This is a genomic window from Jeotgalicoccus sp. WY2 (assembly GCF_018437745.1).
Lineage (GTDB): Bacteria > Bacillota > Bacilli > Staphylococcales > Salinicoccaceae > Jeotgalicoccus > Jeotgalicoccus psychrophilus.
Window position 1 is genome coordinate 2,406,083 of sequence record NZ_CP049818.1, and the last position, 21,036, is coordinate 2,427,118.

Sequence of the window (21,036 nt, forward strand, 5' to 3'; positions counted from 1 at the left end):
CATGGGACAAATTCACGTATTGCCCGCTCATATACAAAATAAAATAGCTGCAGGCGAGGTGGTCGAGCGTCCGAGTTCAATCGTCAAGGAAATTGTTGAAAACTCGCTCGACGCTCACTCTACGGTCATCGAAGTATTTATAACTAACAGCGGCATGGAATCGATTAAAGTGGTCGACAACGGCCACGGCATTGATTATGAAGACCGCACGCTCTTATTTGAACGTCATGCGACGAGTAAAATCGATACGGCCTACGAACTGTTCGAAATACGCTCACTCGGTTTCCGCGGGGAAGCACTTGCCAGTATCGGTGCAGTATCGAAAGTGACCTTGGAAAGTATGCGAAATAATTCGACCCCGTTCAAAATTGTATACAGCGGCGGGAAATACGATGAGGATACCGTCTGGCATGAACGCCGCGGGACAATCATTGAAATTGAAGATTTATTCTTTAATACACCTGCCCGCTTAAAATATATTAAAAACCTGCGTACGGAAGCGGGAAAGATTATCGATATTATGCAGCGGATGGCGCTGAATTATCCTGAAGTCAGTTTCCGTCTCGCGTTTGACGGTAAAGACCGTTTTAAAACGACAGGCAACGGCAATTTAAAAGAAGTAATTAATATTCTTTACGGCATTCAGGTGTCTGCTAACACACTTCCAGTGAGTGCCGAAAGCCCGGACTATAAAATCAGCGGTTATATCGTGAGACCTGAAGTCACACGCAGCAACCGTAACTATATTAACCTGAGTATTAACAACCGGCATGTTCGCCACTTTAAACTGTCTCAGAGTATTATTAACGCTTATCATACGCTGCAGCCGAGAGATAAATATCCGCTGGCATTTTTAAATATTACGATGGATCCGAAACTGATCGATGTAAACGTGCATCCGTCAAAAGTGGAAGTAAAGCTGTCAAAAGAGACGGAATTATTAAAGCTCGCTGAAGCAGCGGTTAAAGAAGCACTGATGGAAACAGAACTGATTCCTGAAGTAGAGCATAAAAAACCAAAAGCTGAAAAAGTTGAACAGCCGGCAATGGATTTTTCGGAGCGCCATGAACAGATCAGAGAGCATATTAATACGTATGAACCGCCGGTACGACAGCAGCGCACGCCTTTTAAAGAAACGCTACAGCAAGAAGCAGAGAGACCATTTCAACCGCAAAAACAACAATATACCAATCCGTTTAAACAGGACGCACCGGTTCAGCAGCAGGCTAAACCAAAAGATATACCGGCCTTCGTAGAACACGAACCGCTGCCGGAAAAAGAAAAGCTGCCGTATTTGGAAATTATCGGCCAGCTGCACGGCACATATATTATTATGCAGAATGAAACCGGCATGTATTTAATGGACCAGCATGCAGCACAGGAGCGCATCAAGTACGAATATATTTATCGGAACATTATTAAAGAAGATGACGGCATTCCGCTGTTAATTCCGTATACGTTTGAGTTCAGCTTTGATGATGTCATTACAATCGATGAAAAACTCACTGAACTGCAGGAAATCGGTTTTGATATCGAAAAAAGCGGCATTAAGCAATATACTGTAGCCCGTTATCCATCATGGATTAAAGCAAATAATCCGGAAGAGGACATCAATGATTTAATCGAGTTTATCTCACAGACAGATCACTTCGATGTAAATAAGTATCGTGAGGAAATGTCTATTATGATGAGCTGCAAGCAGTCGATCAAAGCAAATCATTATCTCGATAAAAACCAGATGGACGCGCTGCTTACAGAGCTCGGAAAATGTCATTCGCCGTACACGTGTCCACACGGGCGGCCGGTAATTATTCATATGACGACTTATGAAATCGAACGATTGTTCAACCGAATAATGAAGTAGGGGGACTTGAATTGAAGATTTTAAACCGTACGATGAGAAACAAAGGAAGGAGTATTTCAGTGACGCATTACATGCCGGAACGCCCGAAGGCGAGCATCCAGATTCTGCACGGCATGGCGGATCATAAAGCGAGGTATAAAGAGTTTTGCATGTACCTTGCTTTAAACGATATTCACTGCGTGATTCATAACCACAGAGGACACGGTGCTGACGAGAAACTGAGTAATCTCGGCCATTTTAATTCGTTCGATGAACTGCTTGAAGATGCAAAGATTGTCAGCAAGGCAATGCCTGAGAATATTCCGCATATCGGCCTCGGTCATTCGATGGGTTCAATTCTCTTAAGAAGACTGCTTGAAGAGGATATTTACGATGCAGGAATTATCGTGGGGACCGGCAGTAAAGTTAGGTTCTCCGACACTGTGGCGAACGCTTTTATCCAGCCGCTGTCAAAACTGATTCCGGCTACAAAGTCACGTATCATTAACAAAATGTCGTTTCTCGGCTACGACGGAAATTTTAAAGGCACGGTTAAGAACCGCTGGCTGTCGGCCGATGAACAGCATACTTTAGCGTATAATACGGACCCGCATGCAGCCGGTCAGCGCATGAGCGTCAAAGCATTTGCTGAAATACTGAAAAACATCCGCTACGTTGATTCTTCAAAGTGCCTTAAAAACTACAAAGATATCCCTTACTTATTAATCGGCGGCGCGGATGATCCATTTTCGCATTTCGGCAGGGATTATGAGATTTTGAACTGGCGGCTCGGGCGGCAGTTTAAAAATGTAGAAATGGAACTTGTGCCGAATGCCCGGCATGAAGTGCTGTTTGAGGAAAACAGAGGTGCGGTATATTCAAACATCGTTAGATGGGTGGAGAAATATATTGAAAAGTAAATTACTTATTTTAGTCGGCCCGACAGCAATCGGCAAAACATCGTTATCGATCGATATTGCCAAAAAATTTAATGCCGAGATTATCAGCGGTGATTCGATGCAGGTATATAGAAGCATGGATATCGGCACAGGTAAAATCACTGCAGCTGAAATGGAGAATGTTCCGCATCATATGATTGATATTCTAAATCCTGATGAAACTTTTTCAGTATCAGACTTTCAAGCACAGGTTGAATACCTCGTGAAAGATATAGAATCACGGGGCAAACTGCCGATGATTGCCGGCGGTACCGGACATTATATTAAAGCGCTGATTGAAGGATACGAATTCAATGAAGAAAATCAGGCGGATATCGACCGTTTAACGAAAGAGTACGAGCAGCTGAATGATGAAGAACTGTTCGCTGAACTCCTTAAAATTATGCCGGACAGTGATATTCATCCGAATAATCATAAGAAAATTATTCGTCAGATTGTAAAGGCAAAGCTTGATATAACAGAAAAGAAAGCGTATACACAAAAGGCGAAATATGATACATTCTTAATAGGCTTAACAGCTGACAGAAGTGTGATATACGACCGGATTAATAAACGGGTGGTCGAAATGTTTGAAGCGGGACTCCTAGAAGAAGTAACCGAACTTCAAAATACCGGACTGTCAAAGACAGCCGGACAGGCAATCGGGTATAAAGAATTTCTGCCGTACTTCAAAGGGGAAGCTGCATTACCGGACGTGATGGAGCGCATTCAGGCACATTCACGGCAGTATGCAAAACGGCAGCTGACTTTTTTCCGTAATCAGCTGGATATACACTGGTATGATATCGCACAGTCAAACTCAGATATAATCTTTTCGGATATATATCAATTCTTACAAACAAAAGGGGAGAATTAAATGAATTTGCAAGATTCGTTTTTAGGGGAGTACAAAGAATCAGGGAAGGAAATCACAGTGTTTTTAATGAACGGTTTCCAATTACAGGGGAAAATCAGCGACTATGATAAGTACGTCGTTGAACTTGATTCAGAAGGTAAAGTTCAAATTATATATAAGCATGCAATCAGCACATTTATACGTGCATAAGAAAAACAGCCGGACATTATGTCTGGCTGTTTTGAATTTAACCTGCTAAATATTTTTCGATATCATCTTCAACATCAAGCGGTGATTTTTGCGGTGCATAACGTTTAGCTACTTTACCTTCACGGGTAACTAGAAACTTAGTGAAGTTCCACTTAATCGAATTAGTAATTAAGCCGGATTTACCTTCAGTTAAGTATTTAAATAGTGGGTGAATATTCTCGCCTTTAACATCTATCTTCTCCATCACGGTATATGACACGCCGTGCTGCTCGCTGTATAAGTCACGTGCTTCAGTCGCTGAACAGGGTTCCTGATTCATAAAGTTATTGGACGGGAAAGCCAGAATTTCAAGACCGATATCATGGTATTTTTTATATAGTTTTTCAAGCTCATGGAGCTGGTTGTTAAAACCGCACTCACTTGCTGTATTAACGATCAGTATTACTTTTCCTTTTAAATCCTGCATCTGTATATGGTCGCCGTCTGCATCCTGTGCAGAGAGATCATAAAAGGTAGTTTTCATCTATGATCCTCCTTTCCTGGTCACTTTGCATAATATTGGTTATTATAATATAGCCTTATTAATATAGTTGAAACATGATATTGTAATATTAAACAAAGAAACTGGAGGTGTTTGTCATGAATATGACACATACCGGAGTAATTCTTGCGACGAACACGAAACAAAATAAAGATGTGGAGTCGGAAGTCAGAGAGCTTAAAGAGCTCAGCGAATCGATAGGAATAGAGATTATCGGCACGCATATTCAAAACCGTTCATCGATAGACAGAAAAAGCTATGTGGGCAGCGGCTTTTTAGAAGAAGTGAAGATGCAGTATGAAGATATTGACTATACGATGGTCAATGATGAAATACTGGTCAGTCAAAATCGTAAAATAGAAGAAATTATGGATACGAATGTTATTGACCGTACACAGGTGATCTTAGATATATTCAGTCTCCGTGCACAATCTAAAGCAGGTCAGTTGCAAGTGGAGCTGGCTCAGCTTGAGTATTTAGTGCCCCGCTTAAAAGGTCAGGGTATTAATCTTTCGAGACTGGGAGCAGGTATTGGTACGAGAGGTCCAGGTGAGACGAAGCTGGAAACGGACCGTCGTCATATTAACTCGCGGATCAGTGATATAAAAAAGCAGCTGCATGTGATTGAAGACCACCGTTTAAGATACCGTGATAAACGACGTTCGAACCAAGTGACGAAAGTGTCGATAATCGGCTATACGAACGCAGGCAAGTCAACGCTGTTTAACAAACTGACGAATGCAGGCACGCTGCAGGAGGACAAACTGTTTGCGACACTGGATCCCTTAACAAGAGAAATGGTTTTACCGTCAGGATTTCAGTGTATAATATCGGATACCGTTGGTTTTATTCAAAAACTGCCGACAACATTAATAGAGAGTTTTAAATCAACGCTGGAAGAAGCGGCGGACAGTGATTTTATCATTCACGTCATTGATAATAATGCACCAGATATTGTGAGTCAGTACGATACGGTGCTGGATTTAATCGATTCACTCAGTATGAAGGAAATACCGCAGCTGATACTGTTTAATAAAACAGATTTAAATAATAAGAAACGACTCTTGCCGATGAAGCCGCATAAGTTTGTAAATATGAACATGCCGGCACAAGATATGTTAATGGATATAGAAAACTTTATGGTAAAGTCTTTTGATGCATATAATACGTCGATACCATTGAGAAGACAGGATAAGCTTTACAGCTTGAAGAGACAGACAATCGTTAAGACTGTTGATATAGATGAAGAACAAGTGAAAATCAGCGGGTTTGAACCTGCAGGTAATTTTGTAAAACGTATAGTAGATAAGGATGACAACTGTGACTAATGAGTATAAGATTTTAAATATCATGAACGAGGCTGAAGATGCACTGCAGCCGTATTTTAAAAAGAATAAAGATATTGCTTATAAACTTTAAAAAGGTGATGGCTGCCTTTACAGAGCATTCTGTAACAGAGAGCGACTTCAGCGGGACAACTGGTTACGGCTATGATGACGTCGGCCGTGATAAGCTTGAAGAGATATACAGAGATGTGTTTAAGGCACAAGACGCGCTTGTACGCACGCAGATTATCTCAGGTACACATGCAATCAGCTTAGTGCTGCTCAGCCTGTTAAAACATGGAGACGAGCTGTTGTATATTACAGGGGCTCCGTACGATACACTTGAAAAAGTAATCGGCAATACTGAAGATGATATTGGCAGTCTAAAAGAAATGGGTGTCACGTTTAAGACGGTTGATTTAAAAGATGATCAGTTTGATACAGAAGCAATATTAAACAGTATCAATGAGAACACTAAAATTATCGGCATTCAGCGTTCCAGAGGATACTCATCGCGTAAATCGATGAATATTGATGAGATAGAAGCAATTATAAAAACAATCAAAGAAAAACATCCTAATATTATTATATTCGTTGATAATTGTTACGGTGAATTTGCTGAGACGAGAGAACCGCTTGAAGCGGGTGCGGATATTATGGCAGGCTCGTTAATCAAAAACCCGGGCGGCGGCCTGGCTAAGATGGGCGGCTATGTTGCAGGTAAAGAAGAACTCATAAAACGCGTCAGCTACCGTTTAACAGTACCAGGTGTAGGCAAGGAGATGGGCGCGAGCCTGAATGCTCTGACTGATATGTACCAGGGTTTCTTTATGGCACCGCATACTGTAATGGAGTCTATTAACGGTGCGCTCTTAATGAGCTATGTGTTTGAAGAGTTAAATATGAAACCGTCACCGAGATACACTGAAGCCCGTACGGACTTAATTCAGAGTGTATCGTTTAATAATGAAGAGGAAATGATTACATTTACTCAGATGATCCAGAAAGCGAGTCCGGTAAATGCACGCTTTATGCCGATTCCTGATTTAATTCCGGGTTATCAGAACCCTGTTATTATGGCGGCAGGCACATTTGTCCAGGGCGCATCGCTTGAATTATCGGCAGATGGACCAATTAGAGCACCGTATACAGTATATGCTCAGGGCGGACTGCATATTGAACATGTGAAATATGCGCTGGAAATGTCTTTGACGGAACTCGCTGAGAAGAATATGATAGAACTATAATAAAAATGTGATAAATAAGTGTCGCTGGACCTAGTGACACTTATTTAAATTAAGCGTATAATTAATTTCGAAATTATAAATTGGAGTTTACATAATGAAAAATGTTTTTGCTTTGTTAAAAGAGAACTTTGAGAACCTTCATTTAATATGGAAATTAAGTCTTTATAATATAAAAGCGCAGTACGCCAATCATTACCTCGGTATACTATGGGCAATACTCATGCCTGCAGCACAGGTTGGAGTGTTCTATGTAATATTCGGTCTCGGCTTAAGAGGAGACCGGGGTGATGTGCAGAACGTTCCGTTCCTTGTTTACCTGATCACCGGTATATTTGCCTTTTCGTTTATATCGGGCTGTATAAATGCTGCATCCAATGCCATCAGCAGCCAGATAGGCTTGGTGACAAAAATGAAGTTCCCATCGAGTGTACTGTTATCGATGTCGATGGCGAATAACGTAATTACATTTATGTTTATGACGGCGATTATACTGGCCATCAGTATTGTAAACGGCTACTCTGAACCTGCACATTATCTGGTTTGTTTACTTTATGTTTGCAACAATCGTTTTTACATACAGTATTGCCCTCATTTGTCTTCGGTTAATATATTAATACGCGACTTTAAAAATGTGCAGGCGAACGTTATGCGTTTTTCTTCGTTACCCCGATATTCTGGGAGCCTGCAGGGCGTCCGCCAATGATGGAAACAATTGGCATTTAATCCATTCGCTTATTTATTAATGACGTTTAGATATGCACTGATATTTGACGGACCGGCATTTTACGGCGGCTTGTCTGACCATATATTCTTCTGGTCAATTACACTGTTCTTATTCTTCGTTGGTGGTGCATTACCGCTATAAAGACAGACTTGTGGATTACCTATAAAGGTGGATTTTTATGTATAAAGTAAAAGTGGAAAATGTCTCTAAAATATATGATATTAACAGAAACCGTATTGCAAAAGTATTATCATTATTAACTTTCGGAAAGTTATATAAAGCAAAACCATTCTATGCCTTAAGAGATATTAATTTTGAAGTTAATGCAGGCGACACAGTGGGTATATTAGGATTAAATGGTTCTGGTAAAACGACCCTGTCTGATTTAATTGCGGAGGCAACAGTACCGTCAAAAGGGAAGATTAATATTAATGGCAGAGTATCGTTGATAGCGATTAGTGCCGGACTCAACGCTGAACTGACTGGTGAAGAGAACATACGGATTAAGTGTCTTATGCACGGCTTAACAGAAAAGCAAATTTCTGAACGCTACGATGACATTTTAAAATTCAGCGAGCTTGGTGAATTTATTAAGCAGCCGATTAAAAAATTCGAGCGGGATGAAGTCGAGACTGGGTTTTGCGATTGCCATTCATACAGATCCGGATATCCTGGTTGTCGATGAAGCATTGTCAGTTGGTGACGAAACGTTCGCTAATAAATGTATCGACCGTATGCGCGATTTCCAGGAGCAGGGCAAAACAATTTTCTTTGTATCGCATGCCACGGGACAGATTAGACAGTTCTGCAATAAAGCAGTATGGGTTCAGTACGGTGAGATGAAACAATTTGGTGAGATGAAAGATGTTGTTAAGAGCTACGCTGAATTTGTAAATCAGTATAAAAACCTGACTAAAGATGAACAGATAGAATACAAAGATAAAATGGTCGGAATTCAGATGGAAGAAAGTCAGCATTTAGACTTGCCAAAAGAAAAAATAAACATGAACAGCGTGGCAATTGGAACACTGCTGTTTCTGTTTATGATGTTCGGTATTGTCTTCCAGATATTTAGTTTGTAATGCCTCTAGTAAATTACTAGCAATATATGTAGGAGTTCAGTTCATTTAAGATTAGACATAGGAGAATTGCCATGAGATACCTTCAAGGAATCGTTTCATACGTAACTTTAAAATAATATGCCTGTCGTCTCAAGACACATCCTGAAACTGAGTCTGTCAAAGAAAATCGGAAGACCTGAACCGGGCCTGAGTTACTTTCTCCGCAAGTCAGAGCATTTAACATTGATGGATTTAATAGACAATATGCGTCTCCAGAATGATTATGAGGCGTATTTAAAGGCACTTATTTTACGTCATGAAAAGAACTACAAAGGTTCTCTTGAAATGGTGGCGAATGACCGTAATAAGGCGCTCGTGCCATTCAAGACAAAGCTGTATTATAATCTGAAGCGCTATGAAGATGTCGTACAGATTTCAGATTCTGGTCACGATGTACTGGCAGAGCTGACCGAGGAACAGCAGCTGGTTCTAGTCCGCAATTTAATGAAAGACAATCATTATGAAACCATTGAAAAAATGATTGAGCAGACCAATAAAAATAAAATGCAGCTTGAAGAGCTGTATCATCAGGAGAAAGATGATTTATATTACCAGTATTCATGGTCGCAGTACAGAACGATGCTACTTAATGACATTGATTCGAATGCACCGTTTACAGATATTAAAGAAGCGGTGGACCAGACCGATGAAAACCTGCGTGATTTAGGGTATGTGCTGGTTATCAATAATTATTTTGTTAAAGAACAAAACCTTGATGATTTAAATGCTTTATTTGTCGATTACATTAATAAAAATGAAAAACTTTTTAAATACATAGACCCGATAGCAGTAGATACGCTGGACTTTAACTTAAGTGCCAACGATAAGAAATCGGACCGGCTGCAGAATCTCTTAAATTATTATCATTTCGGCAAAGGTACTAAAATGCTGATGAATAAAATTATGAAGCTTCTTCCAGAAGTGACTTTGAATGCACAGCACATTATGAGCATCAGAAGACTTGTGCTTGACGGGCATTTAAACTTTAATGATTCACTGATTAAGAAGATGTTTAATTCCGACAAGCGTCTGGAAAACGTCTTTCACAGCGCCACACTTTTTATAGATGAAGATACACGCACGATGACAGATAAATTTGTCTATCATAACTTCAGCACCAGGGAAAAAACAAGAATCTACAGCACAGTGATTAATCAGCTGCAGCGTGTCAATAAACGTTATGATTTACCATTTTATATTTTTTCGTTCTTAGAGAAAACTGCAGGAAAAAAACAAATCTTATATACTGGCGAGATTTTATGCGACTGCCGCTGAAAAAGAGAAGCTTAATTTACTGATTTCATCTAATACACTGGATAAGCAGTTAAAAATACATATAAACTTATCAATGTATCTGTTTAATTTAAAAATGTATGCATGTTCGCTTCACCATGCGAGAGAGGCATATCAGCTTAAACCGAATAATGCAGATGTACTGCGTTCCTTAATACGTTCTCATCATGTGATGGGGAATATTGAAGAAAGATATAAAATGCTGCAGGAAATGAGAAAGCAGTTTGCCTCCAGAGTCTATCCGGGAGAATTTTTAATGGCGGAACAGGAACATGAGCTGTTCCACAGCGAATGGCAGCCTAAACCGCTGGATGAAGATCGTCTACGAAGATGATGGGAAGACAGTCCTTTTCGTACTGAATAAAGCGATGCCTGCCATTAACGGCTATACAATCCGCACGAATGAGATTGTTTCAAGAGTGCGTGATTACGGCTACCGTCCGGTGGCAACATCGAGACTCGGCTGGTCTCCGGAACATGAGAATTATACAAAACCGAGTCTTGATGAAGGTGATTACCGGACTTATTATATAGACAAGTCGGATAAGTATTTAACAAACCGTACGCCGATGAGAAAATATTTCAATGTTTATAAAGAGGAATTATTAAAAATTGTGCTGGAAGAAAAACCTGCGGTCATACATGCAGCGTCAAACTTCCAAAATGCGCTGCCGGCAATCAGACTCGGCAATCAGCTTAATATTAAAACAATTTATGAAGTCCGCGGTCTGTGGCACCATACGCAGACATCAAAAGTGCCTGAATTCTTTAACTCCGACCGTTTTAATATGCAGGAGCACTATGAAATATTATGCTGCCAGCATGCGGATGAAGTCATCGTTATCAGTGAAAGCTTAAGAGAATACTTAATCTTAAAAGGGATTACTGCAGAAAAAATTACAGTACTGCCTAACGGCGTGGACAGTGAAGTGCTATCGCCTTTAGAAAAGTCTGATGATATTATCGAGCGTTATCAGCTGGATAACAGTATTGTTCTCGGATTTGTCGGTTCTATTACAAATTACGAAGGTATTGATTTAATTATCGATACTGTTGAAACACTGAATAACAGCGGCGACTATAAGCAGCGTTTTAAACTGCTGCTGGTCGGTGACGGGCAGTACCGTGCCACACTGCAGAGAAAAGTACTGGATCAGAATTTAAGCGAGGATATTATCTTTACAGGCAAGGTGCCTTTTGAAACAGTTAAAGATTACTATTCAGTCATTGATATTGCGCCGTTTCCGCGCCAGGATAAACTGGTCTGTCAGCTGGTGACACCAATTAAAACTTATGAAGCAATGGCCATGGGTAAACGAGTCATTGTCAGTGATGTTAACGCTCTAAAAGAGATGGTAATGGATCAGGTGAATGGTGTTTACTTTAAAGCAGATAATAAAGAAGCATTTACAGAAGCCGTAATCAGCGTGCTTAATAATGATTCTATAGGAGAATCCGCAAGGGACTGGGTAGTGGACAACCGGGATTGGTCAGTACTGCTGAAAAAACTTATAAAAGTGTACGAAAAACTGGATATCAGAGCAAGTTAAAAAAGAGCCGCACTATGTGCAGCTCTTTTTTACTATTGAAGGAAACTGATATATTTCTGCATTGCTGCTGATGCCCGGCTGATAGTCTCTTTATGCGCGTCCACAAAAGCTGCTAATTCCTCTTTAGACATAGCTTCAAGTAATGCCAGTGATATTTCCGGCAGATTCTCGCGTTTAATATAAGGTATTTTCATTTCTTCTTTCTGATAGACATCCATACCTTTAAAGCCTTCCGGGTATTTATAGGGGTTGCCGACAAGACCTTTAATAGTCATGCGGTCTATTATAAGCGAGAGCATCCATTCGTTTTTATGGTCTGGCATTTCTGCATATTCAGCTGCAGAACCTCCAGTTGAAACGCTGTCAGATTTATAAGCATATGTTTGTGAAAATCTGGCTTTAACGTTATCTGTATCAGGCGTGACTCTAATTCGGTATTTTCCTGACTGATCGAGTGTAAACTGGCAGTATCTGGAGTCAGTACGGTGTGATTTTTTGTAAGGCTGTCCGTCTTTGTACAGCTCATACACATAATGTCTCTCTTCAATATAGTTCATATAGACTGAGAGAATATCACCTTCCAACTTTTCATCAAAGAGCAGCTGATTCTCATAGTTATCGGAGTTGAACTTGCGCAGCTGCTGAACGATTTCGTCATATATTTCAATCGGCGCATTAAGCATATCGCTGATACCGTTATTATCAACGCTCAGAACAAGTTTGTTTTCAATGCTGCTGTACAGCATGTCATAAATGCCTGCAATGAAGTCATCGTTCTCATTGTTCGGCAGCACATCGATTAAAATAACCTGCTCATAATAAGCTGTCAGTTCAATAATTTTATTATATGCTGTTTAACAGCCTTAAACTGCTCAATTTTTCTTATGCTTTCATATTCGACTTCAGTATCAAGCAGCTCGAATGATTGTTTGTTAAAGTATGAACCGTCGTATTTCACAAGAGTATTAAGTTCGCTCAATAAGTCGATCATCAGAACTTCAGCACGTGATTCCTGCAGATTAATTAAATTCGCTTTGTTCAGATCTCTGTGCGCTGTAGAGATTTCAGCGATATCCGATGTATTAATGTCTTTCATTGATACAGGATAGGGTTTTGACAAGAGCGACAGGAAACTTTGTCCTGACACAAAAATATTTACATCGTAGGGGAAACTTCTGAATTCTGTTAAGCGGCCGGTAAACTGGCTGCCGATAATATCAATTTTCATTAAATTGCACCTCAAGATTATTCTTAGAATGTTTTCTATTTCTTTGCCTTAATAGTATAATATACAATGAATCAATTATAAGGAGTCGGCGTGATGTATTTTATAAAGAAAAACTTACTTAATATTGTCATCTGTATTTTGGCATTTGGTGTGATTGGTACAGCTGTTAATTTCTTCATACCGCCATCCGGTACAACGTACGAAGAATATTATACATTAGAAAGTGAGCTCGCACCAAATACGATTGCAAATTTAAATATTCAGTTAAATGAAACAATCAATAATGCATCAGAGAACATTAAAGTTGCAGACGTAACAGGACAGTCGGGTTCTAATATACTGCAGCTGACGATTCATACTGAGGCGGGGATAGAGTATATCTCAATCCAGAACCAGGTTATGGACATGCTAACTGAAGAAGGACTGGCTGTATCTGACAGTGTTGTGTTTGAAATGTATACCGAGCAAAACACGTTACTGAAAGCATTAATTATTTTACTGTCATTACTAATCGGTGCTGCTGTAGGTATAATGACAGCGCTGAACAATAGAAATATAAGTACTGAAGAAGATATTCAGCACTATCTTGGCGAAAGAACACTGGGTACTTTCTAGGAGTGATACGATGAGTGAAAGTGAAGAAAGATTAATCGATTTTGACGAAGATATAATTAATAAATTGTACGACACGGCAATTGCCATCAGAAATGAAAATCATGATAATCCAAATAACAAGACTCTATTTTCATCTGTAGACCAGAGAATGGCAACTGTGGATGCAGCGATGCATATTGCATATATACTAACAGAACTTAAAGACAAAGTACTGGTAGTGAATCTAGACAGCAGCAGCACCGGCAGCATTGAAGAGTATATTCATTCAAAAGCAAAGCCTAATCTGTTTTCTACGCTGAGAATATCTATGTTTTTAAGTGAAGCGATTAACCAGACCAAGTATGAAAAACTGGATATTATTCATGTGGAAGAAATGCCGGAAAATGAACTGATGGATAAGTTCAGCCAGTACAACGTACTGTCGAAATTAAGCCCTCTAAAAAATTATTATGACCATATATTATTATCGGTCCTGAATTTCAAGAACTGGAAAATTATGGCGCAATTTTAGAGCTTGCAGACACTGCTGTGACTGTAGTGAGCGCTAAAAAGAACGACAGGCATGAATTAAATCACTATTTACAAAAAATTAACCTTTTTGTAAAAAGTTTTGGTATACTAAGAAAAGAATAATTTTAATTAAGAAAAGGTAGGGTGTTTCAGAGTGAAACTAACAACAATCGGATTAGGATATATTGGGCTGCCAACTTCAATCATGTTTGCAAAACATGGTGTCGACGTAGTTGGTGTCGATATTAAACAAGAAGCAGTAGATATGCTAAATGGAGGGCAAATTCACATCGAAGAGCCTGGTTTACAAGATGCACTGGAAGAAGTGCTTGAAACTGGTAAATTCAGAGCATCAACGATTGCTGAAGAAGCAGACGCGTATATTATTGCTGTGCCTACACCAAACAACAATGATGAGTACAAATCAGCAGATATTTCAATCGTAATGTCAGGTGTTGAGTCGATTGTACCTATCCTTAAAAAAGGTGATACTGTAATTGTGGAATCGACAATTGCACCGCGTACGATGGATGATCACGTTGCACCTTATCTTGAAGAGCAAGGATTTAAAATCGGGGAAGACATTTACTTAGTACATTGTCCTGAGCGTGTACTTCCTGGTCAAATTATGCACGAACTTGTTTATAACAACCGTATTGTCGGTGGAATGACGCCAGCATGTGTTGAAGCGGGTAAAAAAGTTTACGGCACATTTGTACAAGGTGAAATGATCGAGACAAATGCTAAAACAGCAGAGATGTCTAAACTGATGGAAACACATATCGCGACGTGAACATTGCTTTAGCTAACGAGCTTGCAATGATTTGTAACCGTCTGGATATTAACGTACATGAAGTAATTGAAATGGCTAACAAGCATCCGCGTGTTAACCTGCACACACCAGGACCTGGTGTCGGTGGACACTGTCTTGCAGTTGACCCGTACTTCATTATTGCAGAGGCACCTGAGCAATCTCCGTTAATTCAGTTATCAAGAGCAATTAACGTATCTATGCCTGAATATGTTGTCAGCATTACTAAAGATATGCTGTCTAAGCTTAACGGCAATAAAGTAACTGTGTTTGGCCTGACTTACAAAGGCGACGTTGATGATATCCGTGAATCACCGGCTTTCGATATTTACGAATTGCTTCGTAAAGAAGAAGGTCTTGAAGTGAATACTTACGATCCTCACGTGAAGATGGATTTCGTAGAAAAAGATATGAAAACTGCGGTTAAAGATTCTTCATTAGTATTAGTGCTGAGCGATCACAGTGAGTTCAAGATTTTAACGGACAATGATTTTGAAACGATGAAAGACAAAGTGATTTTTGATACGAAGAATGTTGTACCGAACAACTTCGAAGAAGTACAATACTTCAACTACGGTAATATTCAAAAGTTCTAGCATAAATATAAATATAAAACTGTAGACAAAGTTAATAGCTGACATGTCTGCAGTTTTTTTTTTTAAATTAATAATACATAAATGCGGGGTAGAGATATGGAACATAAACTGGATAAATATTTAAGACATGTGAAAGAATTTGATGTCAGTCATTACGTATGGATTTATGAAAAGGGGAACAAGCCGCTGCTGCAATCAGTACAGTCAATGAAAAAACTTGGCGACCTTAAAGATTTTCAGAAACAGATTATGCGTGTGCTTGCACATAGAAAAGTGGATAAGAAAGATTACTATTATCTCGAATATGAAGGTAATGAACTAGGCTGGGCTGAGTTAAAAACTTCTATAATAGTTTATTCAAAACCCCGAGAACATGTGAGACTGGACCTCGATAAATTTATGGAAACGCAGGATAAACAGATTTTTGTTGTAGCTAAAAACAACTTAAGTCTGCTTAAAGATCAGATGCTGGACTCCAGATTTATAATGATTAAAGACGGCATAGAATACGAGGCACTGTTTAAAAAACACCGTCTGCAGGGGTGGTTCTCTGCTGATACGCTTGTACGCTCTGAAAGAGCGAAAATTAATGTCACAGGTTATACTGACGACTTTAAATTATTTGAATTTAATAATTTAACGAGCGAAGTCCGCATCGATGAGAAGAAGATATACCCGATTACCATTGTCCATATGTTCAGAGATATTAATCTCGCAAAAGTTAAAACGGGAATGGGTAATTACTGGACGGATATGAGTGAACTGGAATATGACAAAGCAAACCTTCCTGAATATGAACCTCAATACACGTTTGATGAAACAGTCGTTTACGATTTGATTCAGAATGTATCGGAAGAACGTAAAATGACAAAAGCTCTGGTTGAACGCTTGAAAAGTCAGTACAGAGATACTGATATTGAAATAGAACCTTCAAATACTGAAGAAGTAAACGATTTAATTGTCGACAAAGATATCGAATTGTTAAAAGAAGAATTGGCATTTGAGAAAGAAAAACGTAAAATGTTGAACAGAAATATAAAAATCTTAAACAATCGTTCTTCGGTAAGCTCCAGACGAAATACTGGCAATGATAGGTGTATTGTATTGACGACTAATAATAATGAATCAGTATTACCTCATGTAAGTATTTCAGATAACTACTTGCTGGGGTTATATCAGTTGGCTAAATTCCATGATGTCGATACATATGGGGATCTCTTTAATAAAGATGTATCGACATCAACTCAGTATCATGATTTGTCTCTGGAAGAGTACTACAAGTTATTCAATGAGCAAGGCAAACCAGGTTTAATCGATGAAGTCGAGAGATTGGCTGGACATGTAATAGAATCTAACGGTTCCAGATTGTTCAAAAAATAGATTTAAATGTCGGTATTATTTGATGAGTTTTTATGAAGCTTATAAAGATGTTGTGAACCTTCATTACATTAACTACGACAAGACTATAGACATTGAATTTGACTTTGTTATCGTAGCAACAACCTGGAAAGGCATCGACGGCAGCTGGCAGAATGTTTCTAAAGACAAATCAGAAGAACGCCACCATCTGTATGAATTAATTCAGGAACTGCAGGACAGAAATATACCAGCTTTATTCTATTCAAAAGAGGACCCTGTCAACTATGACCAGTTCATAGAAATTGCGAAAAAATGTGATTATGTCTTTACTTCAGCAGAAGAAATTATTCCCCGCTATGTGGAAGCAGTCGGTCATGACAGAGTGTATAAGCTGGAGTTTGGAATCAACCCGCATAAACATAATCCAATAGGTATAAATGCACCAGAATTTAAAGAATATAAAGATGATGTCATATTTGCTGGCAGCTGGATGGTGAAATATCCAATAAGAAATCAGGAATCCGCGATGGCATTTGACGGAGTGATTAAATCGGGAAAAGATTTAACGATTATTGACCGCAATCTAGAGGTGGAAAATAAAAGATATCATTTCCCGCCAAAATATATGAAGCATCTTTCATATCCACTACCGCATGATTTGCTGATGAAAACACATAAATCTACCGTAATGCGATTAACGTGAACTCAGTTAAATATTCTAATACAATGTTTGCAAACAGAGTGTATGAGCTTCAAGCGTTTGGTAATATCCTGCTGTCAAACTTCTCAGTCGGAGTGAACAGTAAATTTCCTCATGTCTTTATTTATAATTATAAAACGGATGTGCCGCAGTTTTTAACTCATACTTCTGATAGAGCCATAAAGAAATATCTTCTGCGGGTATCCGCCAGACTATGAATTATGAAACGACGTATCATAGAATACAATATATATACGGGATACTGGGACATGAATTGAATGTAGATAAGGCCAAAGTACTGGTTGTGTTGAAATCTGAAGATAAAGAAGCAGATCAGATGGTTAAAGCTCAGTCATACAAAAATATAGATTTCATTAATAAGGGTGAACTGGACGATATTGGGTTATCACCATACCGTTTGTAACTTATTTCGACAATGAAAAGTATACTATGAAGAAAATTATATAGAAGAACTGGTCAGCGGCTTTAAGTATGCAGATGTTGATTTTGTCACAAAAGATAAGACTAAAGAGAAATACAACTATACCGATAACTTCTCGGATATTGCCTTAACAATGTTTGATTTGAATATTTTACCGGATGCTAAGATAGACACTGTAAAAGAACAAGTCTTATCCGGTTTGAATATTGATGATACTGAGGTTGTTCTGCATGATAACCTTCCGGCTAAGAGCAGCAGACAGCATAAACTGAGTGTTGTTGTACCAATTCATAATAACGGCAGATACCTTGAGAACAAATGTCTGCGTAGTTTAAAACGACAGTCAGTATACGATGATATGGAAATTATTTTTGTAAATGATGGTTCAACTGATGAAGAAACAGTCAATATAGTAAACCGATTAATCAGACGGAATCCGAACATTGTTTATTACGAATTTGAAAATGCATCAGGCAGTGCCTCAACGCCGCGTAATAAGGGTGTAGAACTTGCCTCAACAGAATTGGTCACCTTCCTTGATCCGGATAATGAAGCGACAGGAGACGGCTTCAGCAGACTTTTAGAAGAGATTGAATCGGACGACAGCCTTGATATGGTAGTCGGCAATATGGTTAAGGAAGACCAGAATGAAAAAAGTATTTTCAACTATTATAAAACAGTTCAGCATTACAACTATAAGAGCAATCTGATTGATGATACAAAAGGCTTCCTGAAACGCTCGTTCTTAAAAGCACAGAGTATCCAGGCAATGATTGTACGTAAAAATATTATTGATGAAAATAATATTAAAATGGTTGAAGGTGCCATCGGACAAGATACAATTTACTATCAGGAATTGCTGCTTCATTCTAATAAAGTAAAGGCCATTGATGAAGTGATTCATATGTATTACGGAGCTGTCGCTGATTCTGTAACGAATACAGTCGATTTGTCCTTCTTTGAGAAATACTTGAAACTTGAAAAATACCGTATAAACTTCTTAACTGAAAATGATTTAATTAACGAGTATTTAGAAGATCGTTTTGAATACTACTTAATGAACTGGTATCTTCCGAGGTTAGAGAAGGTTAAAAAAGAAAATAAAAAAGCAGCAGCAGAAAAATTAGAAGAAATATTAAATTTATATAAGGAATACATTACAGATGATTATTCTTTAATAGAGGAGAAAATAACCACTCTTTAAATTAAAAACAGTTAACTTTGAATTAAGGACACATAAAAGCCTTCTTTTAAATTAAGAAGGCTTTTTGTCTTGATATTTTTCTTAGTAAATAGTGGAGTAAGGGCTAGTAGCAGTGCATTTTTTATTTGTAGAGATGTCTTCATCAGAGGTTATTTCATATAAATTTATAATTTTCAGTTCTGAAGCACGTTCCCATGATAGAAGTTGAACTGTTTTTAATGCGAGAATTTTAATTGTTATTTTATCATCCTTATTTAAATTAAATATACTAATATTATTAACTAAATTCCACTTGGAAATATCTTCTTCTAAAATTTTAAAATCATTGTGATATATTTCGTATTTTAAATAACTTTCAGCATCAACATTTTTATATGGGGAGAGTAAAGCTAAGTTTAAAAGTCCTTTTTTGAACTATAGAAATAATCTATAAATGTATAATTTCCTTTAATTAAATGAGCTTCTGGAATTTTTAGTGTATTTGAATGAGTGACTTTATTTACCTCTGTCTTGGAAGTATCATCATATATGAAATAATTATCGATAAATTTATATTTATCATTTAATTCTGAACCTCTAAATTTTTCATATAAATTTTTAATTTCATTAACACCATAAAAGTTTAGTATAGGATAACTTTTATTGATTAATTCTTTAAATAGATATCCTGATTTTCTTTTTTCAAAGCTAAATGCCATACCTATGTCTAATATTGCTCGTAAGTTAAACGGTAAGAAAGTATCAAAGGCAAGATCTGTTTCATTTAAAAGTTCTGGATGCCATCTTCCCATTCTATGTTCCCAATAATACAAATCAAGAACTTGATAATCGTAATGATCTACATCATAATTAAGTGATTCTATTCCTTTTACCCCAATATCTTTAAAGAAATCTTTGTTTAAATTATTATGGAATTTTTCAGAACTTTTCAAATATTTTTTTAAAACGGAACTTTTATTATTATTTTTCTTCATCCTTCACATATACAGACTGAACTATTTCAAGACAAGTACCTCGAAGATGCATTATATTATTAGGGAAATGTTTAAGATATAAACTTAGTAAAAATCTACCATGACTAATAATCGAGTTTTTATTAAGTAAATCCTTAATATCATCTGATAAATCTATATTTCTGTTATAATAGAGAAATTTGATTGATAGAAATCTTTTAAAATTTCTTCAACAATTAAGCGATCAATATTGTAAACCTGGTCACTCTTTGAGTTGTAATTTAAGTATTCTGGGTTTTTACAGTAAGTGAAAAAAAAGTAATCTTTATACTCTTTACTTAATGCCAATGATATTCTACTGTCGTTACCACCTGTTAGTGATATCAACATATTTTCATAGTTCTCATAGTAATATTTCAACTGTTTTTTCCATAGAAGTTCGACTTGACTAATTTTATCCTCATCGCTCAAAATTTTGTATTTAATATGATCTGGGGAAAAATCTTTTTATATTTTTTCTATTAAAATCTAATTTAAAATTTGGTACTAATGCTTTATATTTAAGAAAGGGGAGTTATCAAAGGAATAGTAAGGATAAGTAAATTTTTTGAATTCATCAATTGTTTCAGTATGGATATGTCTTTTATTAAATTTACATGTGAGCTAATGATGTCTTCGTCTAAAGCATAATAAACACTTCTTGCACCAGTGGCATCTTGAAATACTTCTACACTTTCTTTACAGCCTATAATAATACAGTATCTTCCTCCTAAAAATCTAAGAGGTCAAGAAAGTTATTATTATAATTATTTAAATAATAATCAAGCGAAATTTGTAATAATTTATCATGATTGTAATCGATATCTATACCAATATGTTTGAAATGTCCATGTATAATTATGAAGTGCTTGTTATTCATATAATAATTTAATTCATAAATAGGATCATAGGAAAATGTGAACTGCTCTAA

Annotated in this window: 22 protein-coding genes and 2 pseudogenes; 20 read left to right on the forward strand and 4 right to left on the reverse strand. The window is 37.6% G+C overall.

The annotated features are described in order from the left end of the window. The first annotated feature begins 1 nt into the window (after position 1). From mutL to hfq, 4 genes are read left to right on the forward strand one after another with little or no spacing between them, the layout of a single operon-like run. Positions 2-1,864 carry a DNA mismatch repair endonuclease MutL gene (mutL, locus tag G4D76_RS13800; RefSeq protein ID WP_213810165.1) on the forward strand — a complete coding sequence of 621 codons (1,863 nt, stop codon included), beginning with the start codon at positions 2-4 and terminating at the stop codon, positions 1,862-1,864. 11 nt (positions 1,865-1,875) lie between these two features. Continuing rightward, the gene (locus G4D76_RS13805; RefSeq protein ID WP_213810166.1) at positions 1,876-2,763 is read left to right on the forward strand and encodes an alpha/beta fold hydrolase; all 888 of its coding nucleotides are present in this window, start codon (positions 1,876-1,878) and stop codon (positions 2,761-2,763) included. After that, positions 2,753-3,658, forward strand: coding sequence for a tRNA (adenosine(37)-N6)-dimethylallyltransferase MiaA (miaA, locus tag G4D76_RS13810; RefSeq protein ID WP_250130035.1), 906 nt, complete (start codon positions 2,753-2,755; stop codon positions 3,656-3,658). The genes G4D76_RS13805 and miaA overlap by 11 nt, the downstream gene beginning before the upstream one ends. Next, positions 3,659-3,847 (forward strand): RNA chaperone Hfq, encoded by a 189-nt coding sequence (gene hfq / locus G4D76_RS13815; RefSeq protein ID WP_026858360.1) that lies wholly within the window; start codon positions 3,659-3,661, stop codon positions 3,845-3,847. A gap of 37 nt (positions 3,848-3,884) precedes the next feature. Here the strand turns inward: hfq and G4D76_RS13820 are convergent, their stop codons facing one another. Continuing rightward, on the reverse strand, positions 3,885-4,370 hold the full coding sequence (locus G4D76_RS13820; RefSeq protein ID WP_213810167.1) for a glutathione peroxidase: 486 nt from the start codon (positions 4,368-4,370) through the stop codon (positions 3,885-3,887). A gap of 116 nt (positions 4,371-4,486) precedes the next feature. On the opposite strand from G4D76_RS13820, the gene hflX reads away from it, so the two are divergent. From hflX to G4D76_RS13855, 9 genes and pseudogenes are all read left to right on the forward strand, one after another. Beyond that, the gene (hflX, locus tag G4D76_RS13825) at positions 4,487-5,716 is read left to right on the forward strand and encodes a GTPase HflX (RefSeq protein WP_213810168.1); all 1,230 of its coding nucleotides are present in this window, start codon (positions 4,487-4,489) and stop codon (positions 5,714-5,716) included. After that, positions 5,700-6,960: pseudogene (locus G4D76_RS13830) on the forward strand (aminotransferase class I/II-fold pyridoxal phosphate-dependent enzyme). Before hflX ends, G4D76_RS13830 begins: the two are co-directional and overlap by 17 nt. Before the next feature lie 94 nt (positions 6,961-7,054). Then, complete coding sequence (locus G4D76_RS13835) at positions 7,055-7,663, forward strand: ABC transporter permease (RefSeq protein WP_250130036.1); 609 nt, start codon at positions 7,055-7,057, stop codon at positions 7,661-7,663. Between the two features lie 9 nt (positions 7,664-7,672). Next, positions 7,673-7,825, forward strand: a complete 153-nt coding sequence (locus tag G4D76_RS15665) for a hypothetical protein (RefSeq protein ID WP_250130037.1) — start codon at positions 7,673-7,675, stop codon at positions 7,823-7,825. A gap of 37 nt (positions 7,826-7,862) precedes the next feature. Further along, positions 7,863-8,369, forward strand: a complete 507-nt coding sequence (locus tag G4D76_RS17315; RefSeq protein ID WP_371814521.1) for an ABC transporter ATP-binding protein — start codon at positions 7,863-7,865, stop codon at positions 8,367-8,369. Continuing rightward, entirely contained in the window at positions 8,305-8,766 is a 462-nt protein-coding gene (locus G4D76_RS17320) for a hypothetical protein (RefSeq protein WP_371814522.1), read from the forward strand. Before G4D76_RS17315 ends, G4D76_RS17320 begins: the two co-directional genes overlap by 65 nt. A 222-nt stretch (positions 8,767-8,988) precedes the next feature. After that, positions 8,989-10,080 carry a hypothetical protein gene (locus tag G4D76_RS13845; protein ID WP_213810169.1) on the forward strand — a complete coding sequence of 364 codons (1,092 nt, stop codon included), beginning with the start codon at positions 8,989-8,991 and terminating at the stop codon, positions 10,078-10,080. A gap of 73 nt (positions 10,081-10,153) precedes the next feature. Further along, positions 10,154-10,432: a hypothetical protein gene (locus G4D76_RS13850; protein ID WP_213810170.1), complete on the forward strand. Its 279-nt coding sequence runs from the start codon at positions 10,154-10,156 to the stop codon at positions 10,430-10,432. Beyond that, positions 10,371-11,648 carry a glycosyltransferase family 4 protein gene (locus G4D76_RS13855; RefSeq protein ID WP_213810171.1) on the forward strand — a complete coding sequence of 426 codons (1,278 nt, stop codon included), beginning with the start codon at positions 10,371-10,373 and terminating at the stop codon, positions 11,646-11,648. Before G4D76_RS13850 ends, G4D76_RS13855 begins: the two co-directional genes overlap by 62 nt. A gap of 32 nt (positions 11,649-11,680) precedes the next feature. On the opposite strand, the gene G4D76_RS13860 is transcribed toward G4D76_RS13855, so the two are convergent. After that, positions 11,681-12,442, reverse strand: coding sequence for a hypothetical protein (locus G4D76_RS13860; protein ID WP_213810172.1), 762 nt, complete (start codon positions 12,440-12,442; stop codon positions 11,681-11,683). Positions 12,443-12,474: 32 nt separating this feature from the next. Beyond that, the gene (locus G4D76_RS13865; RefSeq protein ID WP_213810173.1) at positions 12,475-12,876 is read right to left on the reverse strand and encodes a DUF6270 domain-containing protein; all 402 of its coding nucleotides are present in this window, start codon (positions 12,874-12,876) and stop codon (positions 12,475-12,477) included. A 93-nt stretch (positions 12,877-12,969) separates the two neighbouring features. On the opposite strand from G4D76_RS13865, the gene G4D76_RS13870 reads away from it, so the two are divergent. The 7 genes and pseudogenes from G4D76_RS13870 to G4D76_RS13900 all read left to right on the forward strand — a co-directional run bounded on the left by G4D76_RS13870 (position 12,970) and on the right by G4D76_RS13900 (position 19,113). Then, positions 12,970-13,491: a hypothetical protein gene (locus G4D76_RS13870; protein WP_213810174.1), complete on the forward strand. Its 522-nt coding sequence runs from the start codon at positions 12,970-12,972 to the stop codon at positions 13,489-13,491. A 10-nt stretch (positions 13,492-13,501) separates the two neighbouring features. Continuing rightward, entirely contained in the window at positions 13,502-14,002 is a 501-nt protein-coding gene (locus G4D76_RS13875) for a ParA family protein (RefSeq protein ID WP_213810175.1), read from the forward strand. A 153-nt stretch (positions 14,003-14,155) separates the two neighbouring features. Then, positions 14,156-15,408: pseudogene (locus G4D76_RS13880) on the forward strand (nucleotide sugar dehydrogenase). Between the two features lie 96 nt (positions 15,409-15,504). After that, entirely contained in the window at positions 15,505-16,788 is a 1,284-nt protein-coding gene (locus G4D76_RS13885; RefSeq protein WP_213810176.1) for an SH3-like domain-containing protein, read from the forward strand. A 22-nt stretch (positions 16,789-16,810) separates the two neighbouring features. After that, positions 16,811-17,470: a CgeB family protein gene (locus G4D76_RS13890; protein ID WP_213810177.1), complete on the forward strand. Its 660-nt coding sequence runs from the start codon at positions 16,811-16,813 to the stop codon at positions 17,468-17,470. 211 nt (positions 17,471-17,681) lie between these two features. Then, positions 17,682-17,891 (forward strand): hypothetical protein, encoded by a 210-nt coding sequence (locus G4D76_RS13895; RefSeq protein WP_213810178.1) that lies wholly within the window; start codon positions 17,682-17,684, stop codon positions 17,889-17,891. A gap of 151 nt (positions 17,892-18,042) precedes the next feature. Next, positions 18,043-19,113, forward strand: coding sequence for a glycosyltransferase family 2 protein (locus G4D76_RS13900; RefSeq protein ID WP_213810179.1), 1,071 nt, complete (start codon positions 18,043-18,045; stop codon positions 19,111-19,113). Between the two features lie 395 nt (positions 19,114-19,508). Here the strand turns inward: G4D76_RS13900 and G4D76_RS13905 are convergent, their stop codons facing one another. Beyond that, positions 19,509-20,087, reverse strand: a complete 579-nt coding sequence (locus G4D76_RS13905) for a hypothetical protein (RefSeq protein ID WP_213810180.1) — start codon at positions 20,085-20,087, stop codon at positions 19,509-19,511. Between the last annotated feature and the right edge of the window lie 949 nt (positions 20,088-21,036).

Excerpts from the sequence above, each read along its gene's own strand:
- mutL (WP_213810165.1), top strand. The coding sequence starts at position 2 with ATGGGACAAATTCACGTATTGCCCGCTCATATACAAAATAAAATAGCT.
- hfq (WP_026858360.1), top strand. The coding sequence starts at position 3,659 with ATGAATTTGCAAGATTCGTTTTTAGGGGAGTACAAAGAATCAGGGAAG.
- G4D76_RS13820 (WP_213810167.1), bottom strand. The coding sequence starts at position 4,370 with ATGAAAACTACCTTTTATGATCTCTCTGCACAGGATGCAGACGGCGAC.
- hflX (WP_213810168.1), top strand. The coding sequence starts at position 4,487 with ATGAATATGACACATACCGGAGTAATTCTTGCGACGAACACGAAACAA.
- G4D76_RS13835 (WP_250130036.1), top strand. The coding sequence starts at position 7,055 with ATGAAAAATGTTTTTGCTTTGTTAAAAGAGAACTTTGAGAACCTTCAT.
- G4D76_RS17315 (WP_371814521.1), top strand. The coding sequence starts at position 7,863 with ATGTATAAAGTAAAAGTGGAAAATGTCTCTAAAATATATGATATTAAC.
- G4D76_RS17320 (WP_371814522.1), top strand. The coding sequence starts at position 8,305 with ATGAAGTCGAGACTGGGTTTTGCGATTGCCATTCATACAGATCCGGAT.
- G4D76_RS13850 (WP_213810170.1), top strand. The coding sequence starts at position 10,154 with ATGTATCTGTTTAATTTAAAAATGTATGCATGTTCGCTTCACCATGCG.
- G4D76_RS13855 (WP_213810171.1), top strand. The coding sequence starts at position 10,371 with ATGAGCTGTTCCACAGCGAATGGCAGCCTAAACCGCTGGATGAAGATC.
- G4D76_RS13865 (WP_213810173.1), bottom strand. The coding sequence starts at position 12,876 with ATGAAAATTGATATTATCGGCAGCCAGTTTACCGGCCGCTTAACAGAA.
- G4D76_RS13870 (WP_213810174.1), top strand. The coding sequence starts at position 12,970 with ATGTATTTTATAAAGAAAAACTTACTTAATATTGTCATCTGTATTTTG.
- G4D76_RS13875 (WP_213810175.1), top strand. The coding sequence starts at position 13,502 with ATGAGTGAAAGTGAAGAAAGATTAATCGATTTTGACGAAGATATAATT.
- G4D76_RS13885 (WP_213810176.1), top strand. The coding sequence starts at position 15,505 with ATGGAACATAAACTGGATAAATATTTAAGACATGTGAAAGAATTTGAT.
- G4D76_RS13890 (WP_213810177.1), top strand. The coding sequence starts at position 16,811 with ATGAGTTTTTATGAAGCTTATAAAGATGTTGTGAACCTTCATTACATT.
- G4D76_RS13895 (WP_213810178.1), top strand. The coding sequence starts at position 17,682 with ATGAATTATGAAACGACGTATCATAGAATACAATATATATACGGGATA.
- G4D76_RS13900 (WP_213810179.1), top strand. The coding sequence starts at position 18,043 with ATGTTTGATTTGAATATTTTACCGGATGCTAAGATAGACACTGTAAAA.
- G4D76_RS13905 (WP_213810180.1), bottom strand. The coding sequence starts at position 20,087 with ATGAAGAAAAATAATAATAAAAGTTCCGTTTTAAAAAAATATTTGAAA.